Here is a 15,741-nt window from a genome sequence, read left to right as displayed (position 1 = left end):
TTATCTACTCCATATATTCATTATTTGTTAATCTTCTAACTATGCTATTACAGCATTCATAATCATATCCTTTAGATAAAAGAAATCTAAATAATTTTTGAGATAATTTATATTTATCACTTTCTTTTTTCTTTAGTATATTATATTTCTTTTCTGCTAATTTAAAAGCAGTATCATTTTCATCTTCCGAGTCAATATTAGATAATTTATCTAAAAGTATATCTTCACTAACGCCCTTTCTTATAAGAGCATATTTTATTTTATTTCTTCCCTGACTTCTAAGCCTATCCTTTATATACATCTCTGCATATTTTTCATCATTTAAAAGATTGTATTCCTTTAAAAATTCTATGGCTCTTTTAATTGTATCCTCTTCAAAACCTTTTTCAGCAAGTTTATCTCTTAATTCCTTTTCTGTTTTATAGGTTTTCTCAACTGTTCTTAATGCAGAATTTTTACATTTTATAAATTCATCTTCTTTTACAATTTCCTTGATTGCTTCAACATCTATTATAGAATCCTTTTGTATTCCTTGCTTATATATAAGTTCAGCATCACAAGCAAAGGTAAAAACTTCATCTACATAAACATTTACTCTATTTACATTTCTCTTTTGAACTTCTATACTCGTTATTTTTCCCATTTTATCTACTCCATTGGTTTTAATATGTGTATAGTAGGCTTATTCAAATATTTATTACAAACCCTATAGATGTCCTCACCAGTTAAAGTTTCTAGTTCTTCCATGCTATTTATAAACTCAGTTATATCTTTTCCTGCTAAGCTTTGAACTAATACATAACTACATAAACTGCTACAATCTTCTAAGGTAGAAACCACTCCTGTCTTATGAGTCTTTTTCATCATACAAAGCATATCTTCATCAAAGTTTATATTCTTATTTTTTATGTCTAATATGGCTTTGTCTATTACTTCTATTACCTCATCTATGGATTCTTCTCTAACTGAGGTAAAAATATTCATTGTATTTACATTTTCGTCTAAATCCATTTGACTATATACATCATAAGCTAATCCACGTTCTTCCCTAAGCTCTCTAAATAATATTGAGTTTGAACTTTCAGCTAGCTTATAACTTAATATCTTTAATGGAAGCTTATCTTTTTCACAAACCTCTTTAAAGGCATAAAGATAAGTAACAGTACCTTGCTCTATTTGAGATTTGTAAGTTGTTTTTACTATGTCTTTATTTTCTTCTTTTATTATTTTAGCCTTTTTATGAGATTTTCCTTCCCACTTTCCAAATAAGTCTGTTATTATTTTTTGCATTTGTTCATGACTAAAGGCACTTACAGTTACAATAACACAATTGTCAGGAGTATAATATTTTTTATAAAAATCATAAACCTGCTTTCTTTTAAATCCCTTAACATGTTCTTCAGTTCCTGCAATAGAATTTCTAAGTGCTGATTTATGAAAAGCATATTCATGGGTTCTGCTAATACTTAAATCTTCAATATCATCCTTATCACTTTTTATTTCTGATAAAACAACGCCCTTTTCTTTTTTCATTTCTTTTTCATCAAAGGAAGAATTTAAAACCATATCACTTAAAAGTTCTATTCCCTTTTCAAATTCCTCATCTAGACAAGTAATGCTATATACTGTTGAAATATAATCTGTATATGCATTATAATCTCCACCTAAAAATTCTAATTCTCTATTTAATTGTTCATTACTTCTATTTTTTGTTCCTTTAAAAAGCATGTGCTCAACAAAGTGGCTCATGCCTAATTCTTTTTCATCTTCATATAAAGATCCTATATTAACACCAATATTTATAGATGCTAATCTTGTATCTTTTTTTATTGTTATAACTTTTAGCCCATTGGGTAAAATTATGGTATTTTCATCAAATGTCCATCTTTTCATTAAAAACTCCCCTAAAATTATTTATATAAACCTTAGTTTTCATTGTATAATATTAAGTAAGTTAAAACAATATTTTTTAAAGGTTGGTGGTTATATGAATAAAACGGTACTTATTGTAGAAGATGAAATACGCATAAGATTTCTTGTAAGAGATTACTTCAAAAAAGAGGGATTTAATGTGTTAGAAGCTTCTGATGGTGAGGAAGCTCTTAGGATATTTTCTGAAAATATAGTTGATTTAGCAATATTAGATATAATGATGCCAAAATTAGATGGACTTGCTGTTTGTAGAAATATAAGGGAAGTTTCCAATACTCCTATAATATTATTAACAGCTAAAAGCCAAGAGGAAGATAAACTTTTAGGTTATGAGCTTGGAGCTGATGACTATATGACTAAACCTTTTAGTCCTAAGGTTTTATTAGCAAAGGCTAAAGCATTATTAAGAAGAACAGGGACATTAAACGATAAAAATATTTTAGATTTTAATGGATTAACAATAAATAAATTATCTCATGAAGTAAAACTAAATGGGGAAGAACTATTGCTATCTCCTAAGGAATATGATTTACTTATTTACCTTTCTTCAAATGAAGGAATAGCTTTATCAAGAGATAGAATTCTAGATAATGTTTGGGGATATGATTACTTTGGAGATATAAGAACAGTTGATACCAATATCAAAAGACTTAGAGAGAAATTACTAGATAAAGCTAATTATATAGCTACTGTTAGGGGAAGCGGCTATAAGTTCGAGGTGAAATAGTGAAAAAAAGTATTTCAAAAAGATTATTTATAATAACTTTTGGCATAATAATATTCTTAACCTTGTTTACAATGATATTCCAAATTACATTTTTCCAAGAATTTTATTATAAAAGAAAAAGTAATGATTTAAGCAATGCAGTTTTAAAGTTTAGAGCTCTATATTCTTATGACATAAAAAATACTGACTCTTTATATAGAGCTTTAAGTCTTTTTGAACTTGAAAATAACGCTAAAATAGGAATTTATTCTATAGATAGTACTCCAAAATACGTGCCTGATCCAGCTAATAAAAACTCAGAAGCTGTTGATTTATTAAACGATATTTTTAATGAATTATATAGTGACCCAGATTTTGCAAAAACCTTATTAAATTCAAACTCTGGGGTAACTACAGAATTTAAGAGCAGAAAATACTCAACAAAATATATTGTTTATATGGTTCCATTTTCTCTTAATTCTAAGAATGACTCTATTATTATAGCAATAACATCATTCCAACCAATTGAAGAAGCAAGCGCATTGATAAAAGATTTTTATAAATACATAATTCTTATAGTCATAGTAATTGGATTGATTTTATCTTATGTATTTTCAAACTTAATTTCTAAGCCTCTAGTGAAATTAAATAAATCTGCAAAGAAAATGAGTGCTATGGATTTCTCTGAAAAGTGTAATATAGAACGTGAAGATGAAATAGGAAATCTAGCTAAAACTTTAAACTTTCTATCTAAAAATCTATCTAACGCCTTAGATGATTTAAAAATAAAAAATAAAAAGTTAGAAGAAGATATAGAAAAGGAAAGAGAATTAGAAAAACTTAGAAAAGACTTTATTGCTGGAGCATCCCATGAACTTAAAACTCCTATTGGTATAATATCTGGATATGCTGAAGGAATAAAAGACGGCATAGTGGATTATAAGGATCAAGGAGTCTACTTAGATATAATCATAGATGAAGCAGAAAAAATGAACAAATTAGTTATGGATATGCTTGAACTTTCAAAGCTTGAAGCTGGAAAAATTGATTTACATATAATAGATTTTTCCCTTACCGAACTTACTGAGGAAGTTTTAGTAAAGAATTCCGTTGATATCAACAAAAATAATTTAAATGTAATAAAAAATTACTCTCTTACTGAAGATTTATATGTTCAAGGGGATGACTTTAAAATAGAACAAGTACTAACTAATTTTGTTACTAATGCTATAAAATATTCTGAACCTAACAACCAAATAATAATAGATATAAAACCAGTTGAGGAAGATAAAATCTACTTCTCAATTGAAAACACCGGTGCCCATATTCCTGATTCAGATATAAATAAAATTTGGAATCAATTCTATAGAGGTGATACTTCAAGAAATAGGTGTGCTAGAAGTACAGGTCTTGGATTATCTATAGTTAAAAATCTACTTCAAGCTCACGAAAGCGAATTCGGAGTTATGAACACAGAAAATGGGGTTAAATTCTACTTTACCCTAAAAAAATCTAAAGAAATAGATGAAGTAGAAGAAATCTAAAGGTCATGTATAAAAGTAACTTTTAATAAATCTTACAAACCTATTCCGAGAATTACTAGATTTCGCTAAGAATTTATAATTATTACTCCGAAGATATCACTAAAGCTTAGAAACTTGCTGCGCTTCAAACAGTCTAAGCTTTTTAACGTGATATCTTCTACATAATAATTTAAATTCTAAAGCTCATCTAGATATTCTCTTCATATTGTTTGTAAGCTTTATTATATTTTTATACATAACCTTTTAGTTTTTTTAAAGCATTCCACCATCTACAGTTAATATTTGTCCTGTTAGGTATGAAGATTCCTCTGAAGCTAAAAATTTTGCCACTCTTCCAATCTCTTCAACTTCTCCAAATCTATTCATAGGTATTTCTTCCTCTAACCCTTCTTTTTCTTCCTTACTAAGCCATGAATTCATCTCTGTATTTATTACACCTGGAGCTATACAATTTACTCTTATTCCCCAAGGAGCTATTTCTTTTGCTAAGGCCTTAGTAAATAAATTCATTCCTCCCTTAGTAGTTGAATATAAAACTTCGCAAGAAGCCCCTACATTCCCCCATATGGATGATATATTTATAATTGATGAATTATTTCCTTCTCTTAATAAGTCCATAGAATCTCTTGTAAGCTTCATAGCACCTATTAAGTTAATATTCATAATAGAATCTATCTCTTCATCACTAGCATCCATAAACAATCCTATTTTTGATATTCCAGCATTATTTACCAATACATCAAGTTTTCCAAATTTATTCTTAATAGAATTTATTATATTATTTCTCTCATCCTTATTGGCCACATTTCCACCTAAAATTTCTCCTGAACCACCTAGTTCCTTAATCATATTTAAGGTTTCATTGGCCCCTTCTAAATCCTTATTATATCCAACTAAAACAAAAGCTCCAGCCTTTCCAAATTCCTTTGCTATTCCTCTTCCAATTCCCTTTGAAGCTCCTGTTATATATACTATCTTTCCTAATAATTTTTTCTCCATTAATCCTTCATCCTTTTCTGCACAATATTAAAATTCTTAAAAGTTTTATCAAAATAACTTATTAAAACTTATAAATAGTATGAAGAGAATATCTAGGTAAGCTTTAGAATTTAAGCTATTACGTAGAAGATTTTACGTTTATAAGCGAAGCTGTTTGACCGAAGGGAGTTCTGAGCTTTAGTAAAATCTTTGGAGTAATAGCTATAAATTCTTAGTGAAATCCAGTAATTCTCGCAATATATTTATAAGTTTTATTAAAGGTTATTTTCATAAATCATTATATAACTAAGTTATAAGACTATATTAGAACATCTCTTATTATTCTCTTTGCATTCTTGTAATATATTTTCTCTATTTCATCCTCTTTAAAGCCTTCCCTTTCCAAAGCATTTAATAATAAGCCCATATTACTTGAATCTTTAATTTCAACCTCATTTTCTATACCATCAAAATCAGATCCTAAGGAAATAACATCTATTCCCCCAATATTTCTTATGTGTTTTATATGTCTAACCATATTTCTTATGGAAGCTAAATTTAAATCCTCTTCCAACTCTTCTTTTAAGAAAGCATTGCAAAAATTTATTCCTGTTACTCCACCATTATTAGCTAGCTCTTTAATCATATGGTCAGTTAAATTTCTACTATGATTAGTCTGTATTCTACTATTAGAATGAGATGCTATAATTGGACTCTTTGAATATTTTATTACATCATAGAATCCTCCATCAGAAAGATGAGAAACATCTATTAACATTCCTAGACTATTCATTTCTTCCACAACTTCTATACCTTTTTTAGTAAGTCCCTTATCCTTATATTTAAACTCATAATTTGGATATCCCAAGTCATTTATATAATTCCAAGTTAAAGTTATTAAAGAAACTCCCTCTTCTTTAAACTCCCTTAACTTTTCAATATCACCCTTAATGGCATCACCTTCTTCAATAGTTATAAAGGCTCCTATTTTACCCTCTTTCTCTGCCTTTTCTAAATCACTTATATTTCTACATAAGACTATATCTCTTGAATTCTCATTTATTTCTCTTTTAAAATTCTGTAACATTTCTTTGCAATAAGAATAAGTATCAGAATTACATTCTTTATTTATAAACAAAGCAAAAAATTGAGCTAAAGCCTCTCCTTCTCTTAATTTATTTATATCAACTTTCAAATCATTTTTAAAAAGCTTTTTATTTTCTTGAAGCATACGTGATGCTGTATCACAATGAAAATCTATAAATTTCATAAAAATCTTCATAGGTAAATTCCTATGAAAGTTCACCTCTTTCATCTAGTAATATGAATATTTTCACAATATAAACTATATCAAAATTTTTTCTCTTTTTAAATTATTCTCTTGTAATACTATTATTATTAAAAAATTAAAGCCATGTTACAAATTTAAATTGCAACATGACTTTAATTCTTTATTCAGTATTTCTTAAAGAGAATACTAAATTCACCAAAGCAAAATTTTAATACTCCCTTTAAAAACTATTTTTTAATTATTAATATAAAGGATATTTAGCACATAAAGCTTTAACTCTTGCTTTTAATGGTTCTAAATCTCCATCTTTTTCTTTAATAGCATCATTTATTATAGAAGCTATTTCTTTCATTTCTTCTTCTTTAAATCCTCTAGTTGTTATAGCAGGAGTTCCTATTCTAACACCACTAGTAACAAATGGGCTTCTTGTTTCATTTGGTACAGTATTCTTGTTTAAAGTTATTCCTATACTATCTAAAAGAATTTCTGCATCTTTACCAGTTATATCTTTATTAGTTAAATCAACAAGTATTAAGTGGTTATCAGTTCCATTTGAAACTAATTTAAATCCATAAGATTCTAAAGCTTCTGCTAAAACCTGTGCATTCTTAACTACTTGCTCCATATATGTTTTAAAACTTGGTTCTAATGCTTCTTTAAAACAAACAGCCTTTGCAGCTATTATATGCATTAAAGGACCACCTTGTATCCCTGGGAAGATATTCTTATCTAATGCTTTTGCAAATTTTTCTTTACAAAGTATTAATCCTCCTCTTGGTCCTCTTAAAGTTTTATGAGTTGTTGATGTAACAAAGTCAGCATAAGGAACTGGTGATGGATGTAAGCCTGTAGCTACAAGCCCTGCAATATGAGCTATATCAACCATTAAGTATGCTCCTACCTCATCTGCTATATCTCTTAAAGTTTTAAAATCTATAATTCTTGAATATGCACTAGCTCCTGCAACTATTAACTTAGGTTTATGTTTAAGAGCTAATTCTCTTACAGTTTCATAATTTATTGTTTCTGTCTCTTTATCTACACCATATGATACGAAATTAAATAATCTACCTGAGAAGTTAACTGGTGAACCATGAGTTAAGTGTCCTCCATGGCTTAAATCCATTCCTAATACAGTATCACCAGGCTCTAATATTGAAAAATAAACAGCCATATTAGCTTGTGATCCTGAATGTGGTTGTACATTAGCATGCTCAGCCCCAAATAATTTTTTTACTCTTTCTCTTGCTAAATCTTCAACCTCATCTACTACGTGACATCCACCATAATATCTTTTTGAAGGATAACCCTCGGCATATTTATTCGTTAAATATGACCCCATAGCTTCCATAACAGCTTTGCTAACAAAGTTTTCTGAAGCTATAAGCTCTATGCTATTTTCTTGTCTTTCCTTTTCCTTTTGAACAAGATGTGCAATTTGCTCATCTTCTCTTTTTAAGTTGTCAAAATTCATTTTATTCACCCCAAACGTAAAATGTATATTACTTATTATAAATTTATTAATTATTTTTAGCAACAGAAAATAATTTGTTTATATTTTGATTAAACTAATATGAGTTTGTGTAGCTTATTTTAACTTTTCATATGTTATAATTACTATATTGGTTATAAATTTACATAGGGGCGAATAATATGGATTTTGACAAAGTATTACACATTGCAACTTTTGCAGGTAGAATAATCCTAGAAAGTGGTGGAGAAACTTATAGAGTTGAGGAAACTATATGTAGAATCTGCGCTGCTTACGGTATTAGATATGCTGAAAGTTTTGTTACCCCAACTGGAATTATGGTTTCTGTATATGATGAGAATAATTATACAACAACTTTAGTAAAAAGAGTTACTAATAGAACTGTTGATTTACAGAAAATCCACTTGGTTAATGAACTTTCAAGAAAACTTTATACTGAAAAATATTCTCTTGATGAGGTTTTAGAAAAATTAATAGATATAAATGAAAATTGTCCTAAATATGATTTTAAAACAAATCTAATCTTTTCAGCTATAGGTGCTGCTGGATTTACCACTATATTAGGAGGTAATATAGAAGATTGCGTAGTATCATTTTTCGTTGGAATGTTTGTAAAACTAGCTACTTTTAAAGCTGGTGAATTAGGAATAAACGCCTTTTTTATAAATACTTTAGGGGGAGCAATCGCTGCTCTCTTATCCTTAATAGCCTATAGTTTAGGTGTTGGAAGTAATCTAGATACAATGATAATAGGTAGTATAATGCTATTAGTTCCTGGTTTATCTATTACAAATGCTATTAGAGATACAATTGCTGGAGATTTAATATCAGGTCTAATAAGGGCAGCTGAGGCCTTCTTAGTGGCTATATCCATAGCTGTTGGAACTGGTATGGTTATGAGTATTTGGATTTACTTTGGAGGTGGTATATAATTGGTTTTAATTAAAGAAGTACTAGCTACCTTCATAGCTACTATAGCTTTTGGAGTATTATTTAATATTCATGGAAAGAATTTATTCTTTGCCGGAATAGGTGGAGCCTTAGGGTGGCTAGTTTATAAGATAGGATTATATTGTGGATTAAGTGTTATATTATCAATGTTCTTCTCAGCAATTGCCTTTAGCGCATATTCTGAAATATATGCAAGAATTTTAAAAACTCCAGTAACAACAATAGTGGTTTGTGCCTTAATACCTTTAGTTCCTGGAGGTGGTATGTATAATACTATGTATGAAGCTATTCAAGGTGATGCTATGTCAACTTGGAACCAAGCCATAATGACAATTTCATCTTCAGGAGCATTAGCTTTAGGAGTTTTATTTGTATCTACAATTACTCGTTTAATAAACAATAAGAAAAAACAATATACTCATGGATCATTAAATCCTAAAAACATATTATTATTTAAAAAATTAAAAAATAAAAGTAATATAGATTTTCATACAAAAAAATAGACCACTTTTGTGGTCTATTATTTTACAAAACTATTTAATGTTTTTATTAATTGTTCTAAACCTTCTAATTCCTCTTTATCTTCTTCTCCTATACCCATACAGTTTCTAGCATAGTTTTCTATAAGAAGTACTCCAACTTTATTTATAGCAGCTCTTATAGCAGATATTTGAGTTAATACATCCCTGCAACAAACATCTTTATCTACCATTCCTTGAATTCCTTTTACTTGCCCCTCTATTTTTCTTAATCTTACAAGTATATCTTTTCTTAAAGCTTCATTATCATTCAAAATTTACACCTCATACCATCATTGTAATCTAATATATAATATTTTTAATTGATATTATTATTTCATATTAATTACTTAATATACCTTAATTCCTCATTGAAAGTCAATAAAATAGCAATCTATAATTAAGATTTACTTTTTAAATGGTAAAGTAATAAAAACTCTTATTTTTTAAAGTATAAGATTTTTTTACTTACCACCTATATAAACTGACTAAAATTAGCGTGAGTACAAAACCCACGCTAATTAAGTTTACTTTAGTATCTCAATTTAGATTGCTCAAAAATTATTCTGCCGTATCTTCTTTCTTTATTGTTTCAATTCCTAATTCTTTTAATTGCTCTTCATCTACTATATTAGGTGCCTCAGTTAAATAACAGAATGCATTTTGGTTTTTAGGGAATGTTATAACGTCCTTGATATTTTCAGTTCCTGCTAAGAACATTATCATTCTATCTAAACCGAAAGCTAATCCACCGTGTGGTGGTGGTCCAAATTTAAATGCTTCTAATAAGAATCCAAATCTTTCCCAAGCTGACTCTTGAGTAAATCCTAATACTTCAAACATTTTTTCTTGAAGTTTAGTGTCATGTATTCTGATAGATCCTCCACCTAACTCTTCTCCATTTAATACTAAGTCATAAGCCTTAGCTCTAACTCTTCCTGGATCAGTATCTAAATACTGTATATCCTCATCCATTGGCATTGTAAATGGATGGTGAGCTGCAAAGTATCTTCCTTCTTCTTCATCGTACTCAAGAAGATCAAACTCTGTTATCCATGTGAAGTTGAACTCACTCTTATCTTTAACTAAATCAAATTTTCTTGAAAGCTCTAATCTTAATTCTCCTAAAGCTTTTAAAACTACTGAGTTTTTATCAGCAACTATAAGGATTAAATCTCCTGTTTTAGCTCCCATAGTTTCAATTATTTTGTTTAATTCCTCTTCTTGGAAGAATTTAGCTATTGGTGATTTAACACCTTCTTCTTTTAATTGAATCCATGCTAATCCTTTAGCTTTGAAAGTTTTAACGAATTCTCCTAATCTATCAATATCTTTTCTTCCCATAGAAGCTCCGCCTTCTAAGCATAAACCTCTAACAGAACCTCCATTAGCTACAGCATCTGTAAATACTTTAAATCCACATTCTTTAACAACATCGCTTAAGTTTGTGATTTCCATTCCAAATCTTAAGTCAGGTTTATCTGAACCGTATTTTTCCATAGCATCTTTAAATGTCATTCTCTTTATTGGAGTTTTTACATCTACTCCTAAAACTTCTTTAAATACATGCTTTATTAAACCTTCATTTAAAGCCATAACGTCATCTTGCTCAACAAATGACATTTCTAAGTCAACTTGAGTAAACTCTGGTTGTCTATTAGCTCTTAAGTCTTCATCTCTGAAACACTTAACTATTTGGAAGTATCTATCAAAACCTGATACCATTAATAATTGTTTAAATAATTGTGGTGATTGAGGTAATGCATAGAACATTCCTGGATAGTTTCTTGATGGAACAAGATAATCTCTAGCTCCTTCTGGAGTTGACTTTGTAAGTATTGGTGTTTCCATTTCTAAGAAACCATTTTGATCTAGATAATCTCTTATTGCTTTAGTTGTCTTATGTCTTATTTTGAAGATATTTTGCATATCTGGTCTTCTTAAATCTAAGTATCTATACTTTAATCTAATACTTTCAGCAGCATCTAAATCTTCTTTTATATATATTGGAGGAGTATCTGATTCAGATAAAATCTTTAATTCCTCAGCTTTTAACTCAACCATACCTGTTGGCATGTTTGGATTTACTGATTCTCTCTTAACTATTTCACCTGTTACAGCAATACAATATTCAGGTCTTATTGATTTTGCTTTTTCTAGGATTTCTTCTCCTAAATCATCATTAAATACAACCTGTAAAATTCCTTCTCTATCTCTTAAGTCTATAAATTGAAGACCTCCAAGATTTCTATTTCTTTGAACCCAACCCATTACGGTTACTTTTTGTCCAATGTGACTTTCTCTAGCGTCGCCACACATTATGTTACGCTTTAATCCATTTAAAGCTTCACCCATTTTAATTCTCCTCCTGTCTACTACTTAACTATATTTACTATTTCATTTATATCTAAGCTGACTTCGAATTGTTCTCCATCGCTCATTCTCTTAATTTTAATTTTATTTTCTTCTATTTCAGAATCACCTATAACAAAAGTATATTTAGCTCCTATTTTATTAGCATACTTCATTTGAGCTTTAACACTCTTTCCTAAGTGATCTATTTCAGCATTAATACCAGCTTTTCTAAGATTAAATGCTAATTTCATAGCTTCAAGCTTAGCATTGTCTCCCATTGAGCCAATATAAACCTCACATCTAACAGGTTCAGGAATTTCTATTCCTTCTTCATCTAGAACTAAAAGAAGTCTTTCTAAACCTAATGCAAATCCCATAGCTGGAGTTTTAGGTCCATCTATTTCTTCTACTAGATAATCATATCTTCCTCCACCACAAACTGTTAATCCATTTTTTATAACTTCAAAAACAGTTTTGCTATAGTAATCTAATCCTCTTACTATTTGTGGATCTATGTTATATTCTATTCCCATAACATCTAAGTAAGCTTTTAACTTGCTAAAGTGATCACTACACTCTTCGCAGATGTAATCTAGTATTGAAGGAGCTTCCTTAACTATTTCCTTACATCTCTTTTCTTTACAGTCTATGATTCTCATAGGATTCTTTTCAAATCTTGTTTTACAAGTTTCACAAAGATTATCATAGTTCTCTTTTAAGTATTGTTTTAAAGCTTCATTGAATTTTGCTCTACATTTTGGACATCCTAAACTGTTTATATTTAAGCTTAATCCTTTTATTCCAAAATCCTCTGTTAATGCTCTCATAACTAAAGATAAGATTTCTGCATCAATAGAAGCTTCTTGTGAACCAAAAACTTCTATTCCATATTGATGGAATTCTCTTAATCTTCCTTTTTGCATTTTTTCATATCTAAAGCATGGAGTAAAATAGAACATTTTTGTTGGCTGAGCATCAGCATATAAACTATTTTCAATAAATGCTCTAACAGCTGGAGCTGTCCCCTCTGGTTTAAGAGTTATACTTCTTCCACCTTTGTCTTCAAAAGTATACATTTCCTTTTGAACCACGTCAGTAGTTTCTCCAACTCCTCTTTTGAAAAGTTCAGTTGCCTCAAACATAGGAGTTCTGATCTCTCTAATTCCATATTCAGCTGATATTTTTCTTAACTTTTCTTCTATATAATGCCATTTATAAGCGTCATTAGGTAACATATCCTTTGTACCCTTTTGAGCTTGTATCGCCATAAACAACTCCTCCTACATAATATTAAATTTTTTATTTATATAAAGTATCAAGTAATTCTATCTTACCTTCAACCATTTCCTCTATTCTTTTTACATATTCCTTTACATCTTTAACATTTGCAAATCTTTCTATACGATTTTTATCTTCTTCTAAAAATACTACCTTAGAAACTGCATCTGCTCCTAATGCAATTATAGTCTGCTTATCTTCAATCATTTGAATATTGTAGATACATTCCTTGTTATCTTTTGAATATCCTACATTCTCCATGTTACCAACCATATTTTTTTGTCTATACATATAATATGGATGCATATTTAGTTCTCTACCTAAAACTTTACTCATCTCATACATCTTATTAAGATTTTTTTGCTCTGCAATAGTTATAGTGTTATGTAAAACTAAATTTTCATGAAGTCTTGATGCTCTTTTAATAGACATCCCATGAATAGTTAAACTATCTGGATTAAGATCCTTTATCATTTTACATGTTTTAGAAACTTCTGAAATATCTTCATTTGGAAGACCTATTATAATATCCATATTTATGTTATCAAAGTCTAAGCTTCTTGCCAAATTGAATTTATCCACTACATCCTCTGTTAAATGCCCTCTACCTATTGATTTCAAGGTTTTATCGTTCATACTTTGAGGATTTATAGATATTCTAGATACTTCATATCTCTTCATAGTTTTTAATTTTTCTTCAGTTATAGAATCAGGTCTTCCACATTCAACAGTGAACTCCTTTATTCCTTTATTATTAACGAAACTATCATATATATGTTTCATTAATACTTCAAACTGTTCATTATTTACTGAGGTTGGAGTACCTCCACCAAAATAAACAGTTTCTATCTTTAAGTCTTTCTTTGATACATAATCACTTATAGCTGAAATTTCTTTGCTTAAAGCTTCTAAATAAGGATTAACATCTTTCTTACATCCAGCAATAGGATTTGCTGCAAAGGAACAATAAAGGCATCTTGTAGGGCAAAAAGGCATACCAACATATATACTTATGTTTTTTTCCTCTTTATTTACAAAGCTTTCTTCTCTTTCTGCAACCTCTATGCAAAGCTTAGCTTTTTCGCAACTAGCCATATAATTATCTTCAAAATATTTTATTATCTCTTCATCAGATTTTCCTTCTCTTATTAGAGATAAAGCTATTTTACTTGGTCTTATTCCAACTAATGTTCCCCAAGGATATTCATCCTTAAGAGTTTCAGATAAAAATTTGAATATTCCCTTTTTAAGTTCTGTTTTAAATCCGTATCCTTCTTTGAACTCATAAGAAAAACTATTGTCTCCCTCTGAAATCTTAACCATATTTTCAGATATAAAGACATCGTAGTCTCTCTCTTCATCTTCATTTACAAACTTTAATTCCTTAAAAGTATAGAATATATTAAACATTTGATAAACGTCATATCTATACTTTAAGTCATTAAGATATATTTTAATATACATAAAAATCTCCTGCTAAAAATGGGTTTCTTTGTCTTTCGTGTTTAATAGTTGAACTTGGTCCGTGTCCTGGATATACTGCTATGTCATCACCTAATGGTACCAATTTATCATTTATACTCTTAAGAAGAGTGGCATGATTACCCCCTTCAAAATCACTTCTTCCAATTGATTCTCTAAATAGAGTATCTCCTGTAAAAAGACAATTATCTATTAAGAAGCATAATCCTCCTGGAGTATGTCCTGGTGTTTCTAGGCATTTTATTTCATAATTATCTGAGAACTTAAGAGTATCTCCATCTTTTAAATATCCATCTGCCTTTGGAAGTTTTCCAAAAACATCAACATTTCTTTCTATCATATCTTCATCTTTTTTATCTATATAAAAAGGTATTTTATATTTTTCTGCAAGTTTTTGCACAGCTCCCACATGATCGAAATGTCCATGAGTTAATAATACCATTCTTGGTTTTGCATCTAAAGATTCTATTACACTTTCAATTCTTGATGCTTCTTCACCAGGATCTACTATTATACAATCCTTAGTTTCTTCATCTATAACAACATAACAATTAGCTTGATACATTCCTACTGGAATTGTTTTTATTAACATATCAATCCCTCCTAAAAAATGAAGTTTAATTTATATTTTTAACCGAATTTATAGGAGTCTAACTTGTTAAGCTAAACTCCTATAAAAAATCTCAATGTTTAACTTTTCTAAAAGCCTATATTTATTATAATGCTTTATTGGCAAAATAGTAATATTTGTTTAGAAATTCTTTTTGCTATCTAGCATTAAAGTTACAGGCCCATCATTTTCTATGTCAACTACCATATGGGCACCAAAGACTCCAGTTTCAACCTTTATGCCCTCTTCTCTGCACATGCTTACAAACTCATCAAAAAGTTTCTTAGCCTCATCACCTCCAAGAGCATTCATGAAGTTTGGTCTTCTTCCCTTTCTACAGTCTCCATAAAGGGTAAATTGTGATATAAGAAGTAGTTCTCCACAAACATCCTTTAAAGATAAATTCATTTTATCCTCTTCATCTTCGAAAACTCTTAAGTTTAAAACTTTATCTTTCATATATTTTAAGTCTTCAATAGTATCCTCTTTACCAATCCCAACCAATACATTAAAGCCTTTATTTATACTTCCAACTATCTCATTATCCACTTTAACAGAGGATTTATTTACTCTTTGAACTACAACTCTCACTGTTATGCCCCCT

At 29.3% G+C, this 15,741-nt stretch carries 15 protein-coding genes; 4 read left to right on the top strand and 11 right to left on the bottom strand.

Annotated features, from left to right (window positions below; all coding sequences use genetic code 11):
- Positions 1–4 precede the first annotated feature (4 nt).
- Together recX and QP548_RS01330 are read right to left on the bottom strand one after the other, a co-directional pair.
- Positions 5–643: a recombination regulator RecX gene (gene recX, locus QP548_RS01335; protein WP_061428912.1), complete on the bottom strand. Its 639-nt coding sequence runs from the start codon at positions 641–643 to the stop codon at positions 5–7.
- A 5-nt stretch (positions 644–648) separates the two neighbouring features.
- A complete protein-coding gene (locus QP548_RS01330; protein ID WP_061428913.1) occupies positions 649–1,893 on the bottom strand; it encodes a M16 family metallopeptidase in 1,245 nt (414 codons plus the stop codon).
- A 94-nt stretch (positions 1,894–1,987) separates the two neighbouring features.
- On the opposite strand from QP548_RS01330, the gene QP548_RS01325 reads away from it, so the two are divergent.
- Entirely contained in the window at positions 1,988–2,659 is a 672-nt protein-coding gene (locus tag QP548_RS01325) for a response regulator transcription factor (RefSeq protein ID WP_003454882.1), read from the top strand.
- Positions 2,659–4,182: a HAMP domain-containing sensor histidine kinase gene (locus QP548_RS01320; RefSeq protein WP_061428914.1), complete on the top strand. Its 1,524-nt coding sequence runs from the start codon at positions 2,659–2,661 to the stop codon at positions 4,180–4,182. The genes QP548_RS01325 and QP548_RS01320 overlap by 1 nt, the downstream gene beginning before the upstream one ends.
- Before the next feature lie 252 nt (positions 4,183–4,434).
- On the opposite strand, the gene ymfI is transcribed toward QP548_RS01320, so the two are convergent.
- From ymfI to glyA, 3 genes are all read right to left on the bottom strand, one after another.
- A complete protein-coding gene (ymfI, locus tag QP548_RS01315; RefSeq protein WP_061428915.1) occupies positions 4,435–5,181 on the bottom strand; it encodes an elongation factor P 5-aminopentanone reductase in 747 nt (248 codons plus the stop codon).
- Between the two features lie 298 nt (positions 5,182–5,479).
- Positions 5,480–6,442, bottom strand: a complete 963-nt coding sequence (locus tag QP548_RS01310) for a dipeptidase (RefSeq protein WP_081109963.1) — start codon at positions 6,440–6,442, stop codon at positions 5,480–5,482.
- 250 nt (positions 6,443–6,692) lie between these two features.
- Complete coding sequence (gene glyA / locus QP548_RS01305; protein ID WP_061428916.1) at positions 6,693–7,925, bottom strand: serine hydroxymethyltransferase; 1,233 nt, start codon at positions 7,923–7,925, stop codon at positions 6,693–6,695.
- A 179-nt stretch (positions 7,926–8,104) separates the two neighbouring features.
- Between glyA and QP548_RS01300 the strand changes: the two genes are divergently transcribed.
- Positions 8,105–8,875: a threonine/serine exporter family protein gene (locus QP548_RS01300; RefSeq protein ID WP_061428917.1), complete on the top strand. Its 771-nt coding sequence runs from the start codon at positions 8,105–8,107 to the stop codon at positions 8,873–8,875.
- On the top strand, positions 8,876–9,397 hold the full coding sequence (locus QP548_RS01295) for a threonine/serine exporter family protein (RefSeq protein ID WP_060795968.1): 522 nt from the start codon (positions 8,876–8,878) through the stop codon (positions 9,395–9,397). It abuts the gene before it with no gap.
- A gap of 17 nt (positions 9,398–9,414) precedes the next feature.
- On the opposite strand, the gene QP548_RS01290 is transcribed toward QP548_RS01295, so the two are convergent.
- From QP548_RS01290 to dtd, 6 genes are all read right to left on the bottom strand, one after another.
- Complete coding sequence (locus QP548_RS01290) at positions 9,415–9,687, bottom strand: metal-sensitive transcriptional regulator (protein ID WP_061428918.1); 273 nt, start codon at positions 9,685–9,687, stop codon at positions 9,415–9,417.
- Between the two features lie 286 nt (positions 9,688–9,973).
- Positions 9,974–11,767, bottom strand: coding sequence for an aspartate--tRNA ligase (aspS, locus tag QP548_RS01285; RefSeq protein ID WP_061428919.1), 1,794 nt, complete (start codon positions 11,765–11,767; stop codon positions 9,974–9,976).
- 20 nt (positions 11,768–11,787) lie between these two features.
- Positions 11,788–13,035, bottom strand: coding sequence for a histidine--tRNA ligase (gene hisS / locus QP548_RS01280; protein ID WP_061428920.1), 1,248 nt, complete (start codon positions 13,033–13,035; stop codon positions 11,788–11,790).
- A gap of 31 nt (positions 13,036–13,066) precedes the next feature.
- Complete coding sequence (locus QP548_RS01275) at positions 13,067–14,509, bottom strand: coproporphyrinogen III oxidase (protein WP_061428921.1); 1,443 nt, start codon at positions 14,507–14,509, stop codon at positions 13,067–13,069.
- Positions 14,499–15,119 carry an MBL fold metallo-hydrolase gene (locus tag QP548_RS01270; protein WP_061428922.1) on the bottom strand — a complete coding sequence of 207 codons (621 nt, stop codon included), beginning with the start codon at positions 15,117–15,119 and terminating at the stop codon, positions 14,499–14,501. The genes QP548_RS01275 and QP548_RS01270 overlap by 11 nt, the downstream gene beginning before the upstream one ends.
- Before the next feature lie 159 nt (positions 15,120–15,278).
- Positions 15,279–15,728, bottom strand: a complete 450-nt coding sequence (gene dtd, locus QP548_RS01265) for a D-aminoacyl-tRNA deacylase (RefSeq protein ID WP_061428923.1) — start codon at positions 15,726–15,728, stop codon at positions 15,279–15,281.
- Between the last annotated feature and the right edge of the window lie 13 nt (positions 15,729–15,741).

Source organism: Clostridium sp. UMB9555A, assembly GCF_030222355.1.
GTDB lineage: Bacteria > Bacillota > Clostridia > Clostridiales > Clostridiaceae > Sarcina > Sarcina perfringens.
The sequence above is the reverse complement of the archived record's forward strand: the minus strand, read 5'-3'. Positions and strand labels throughout refer to the sequence as shown.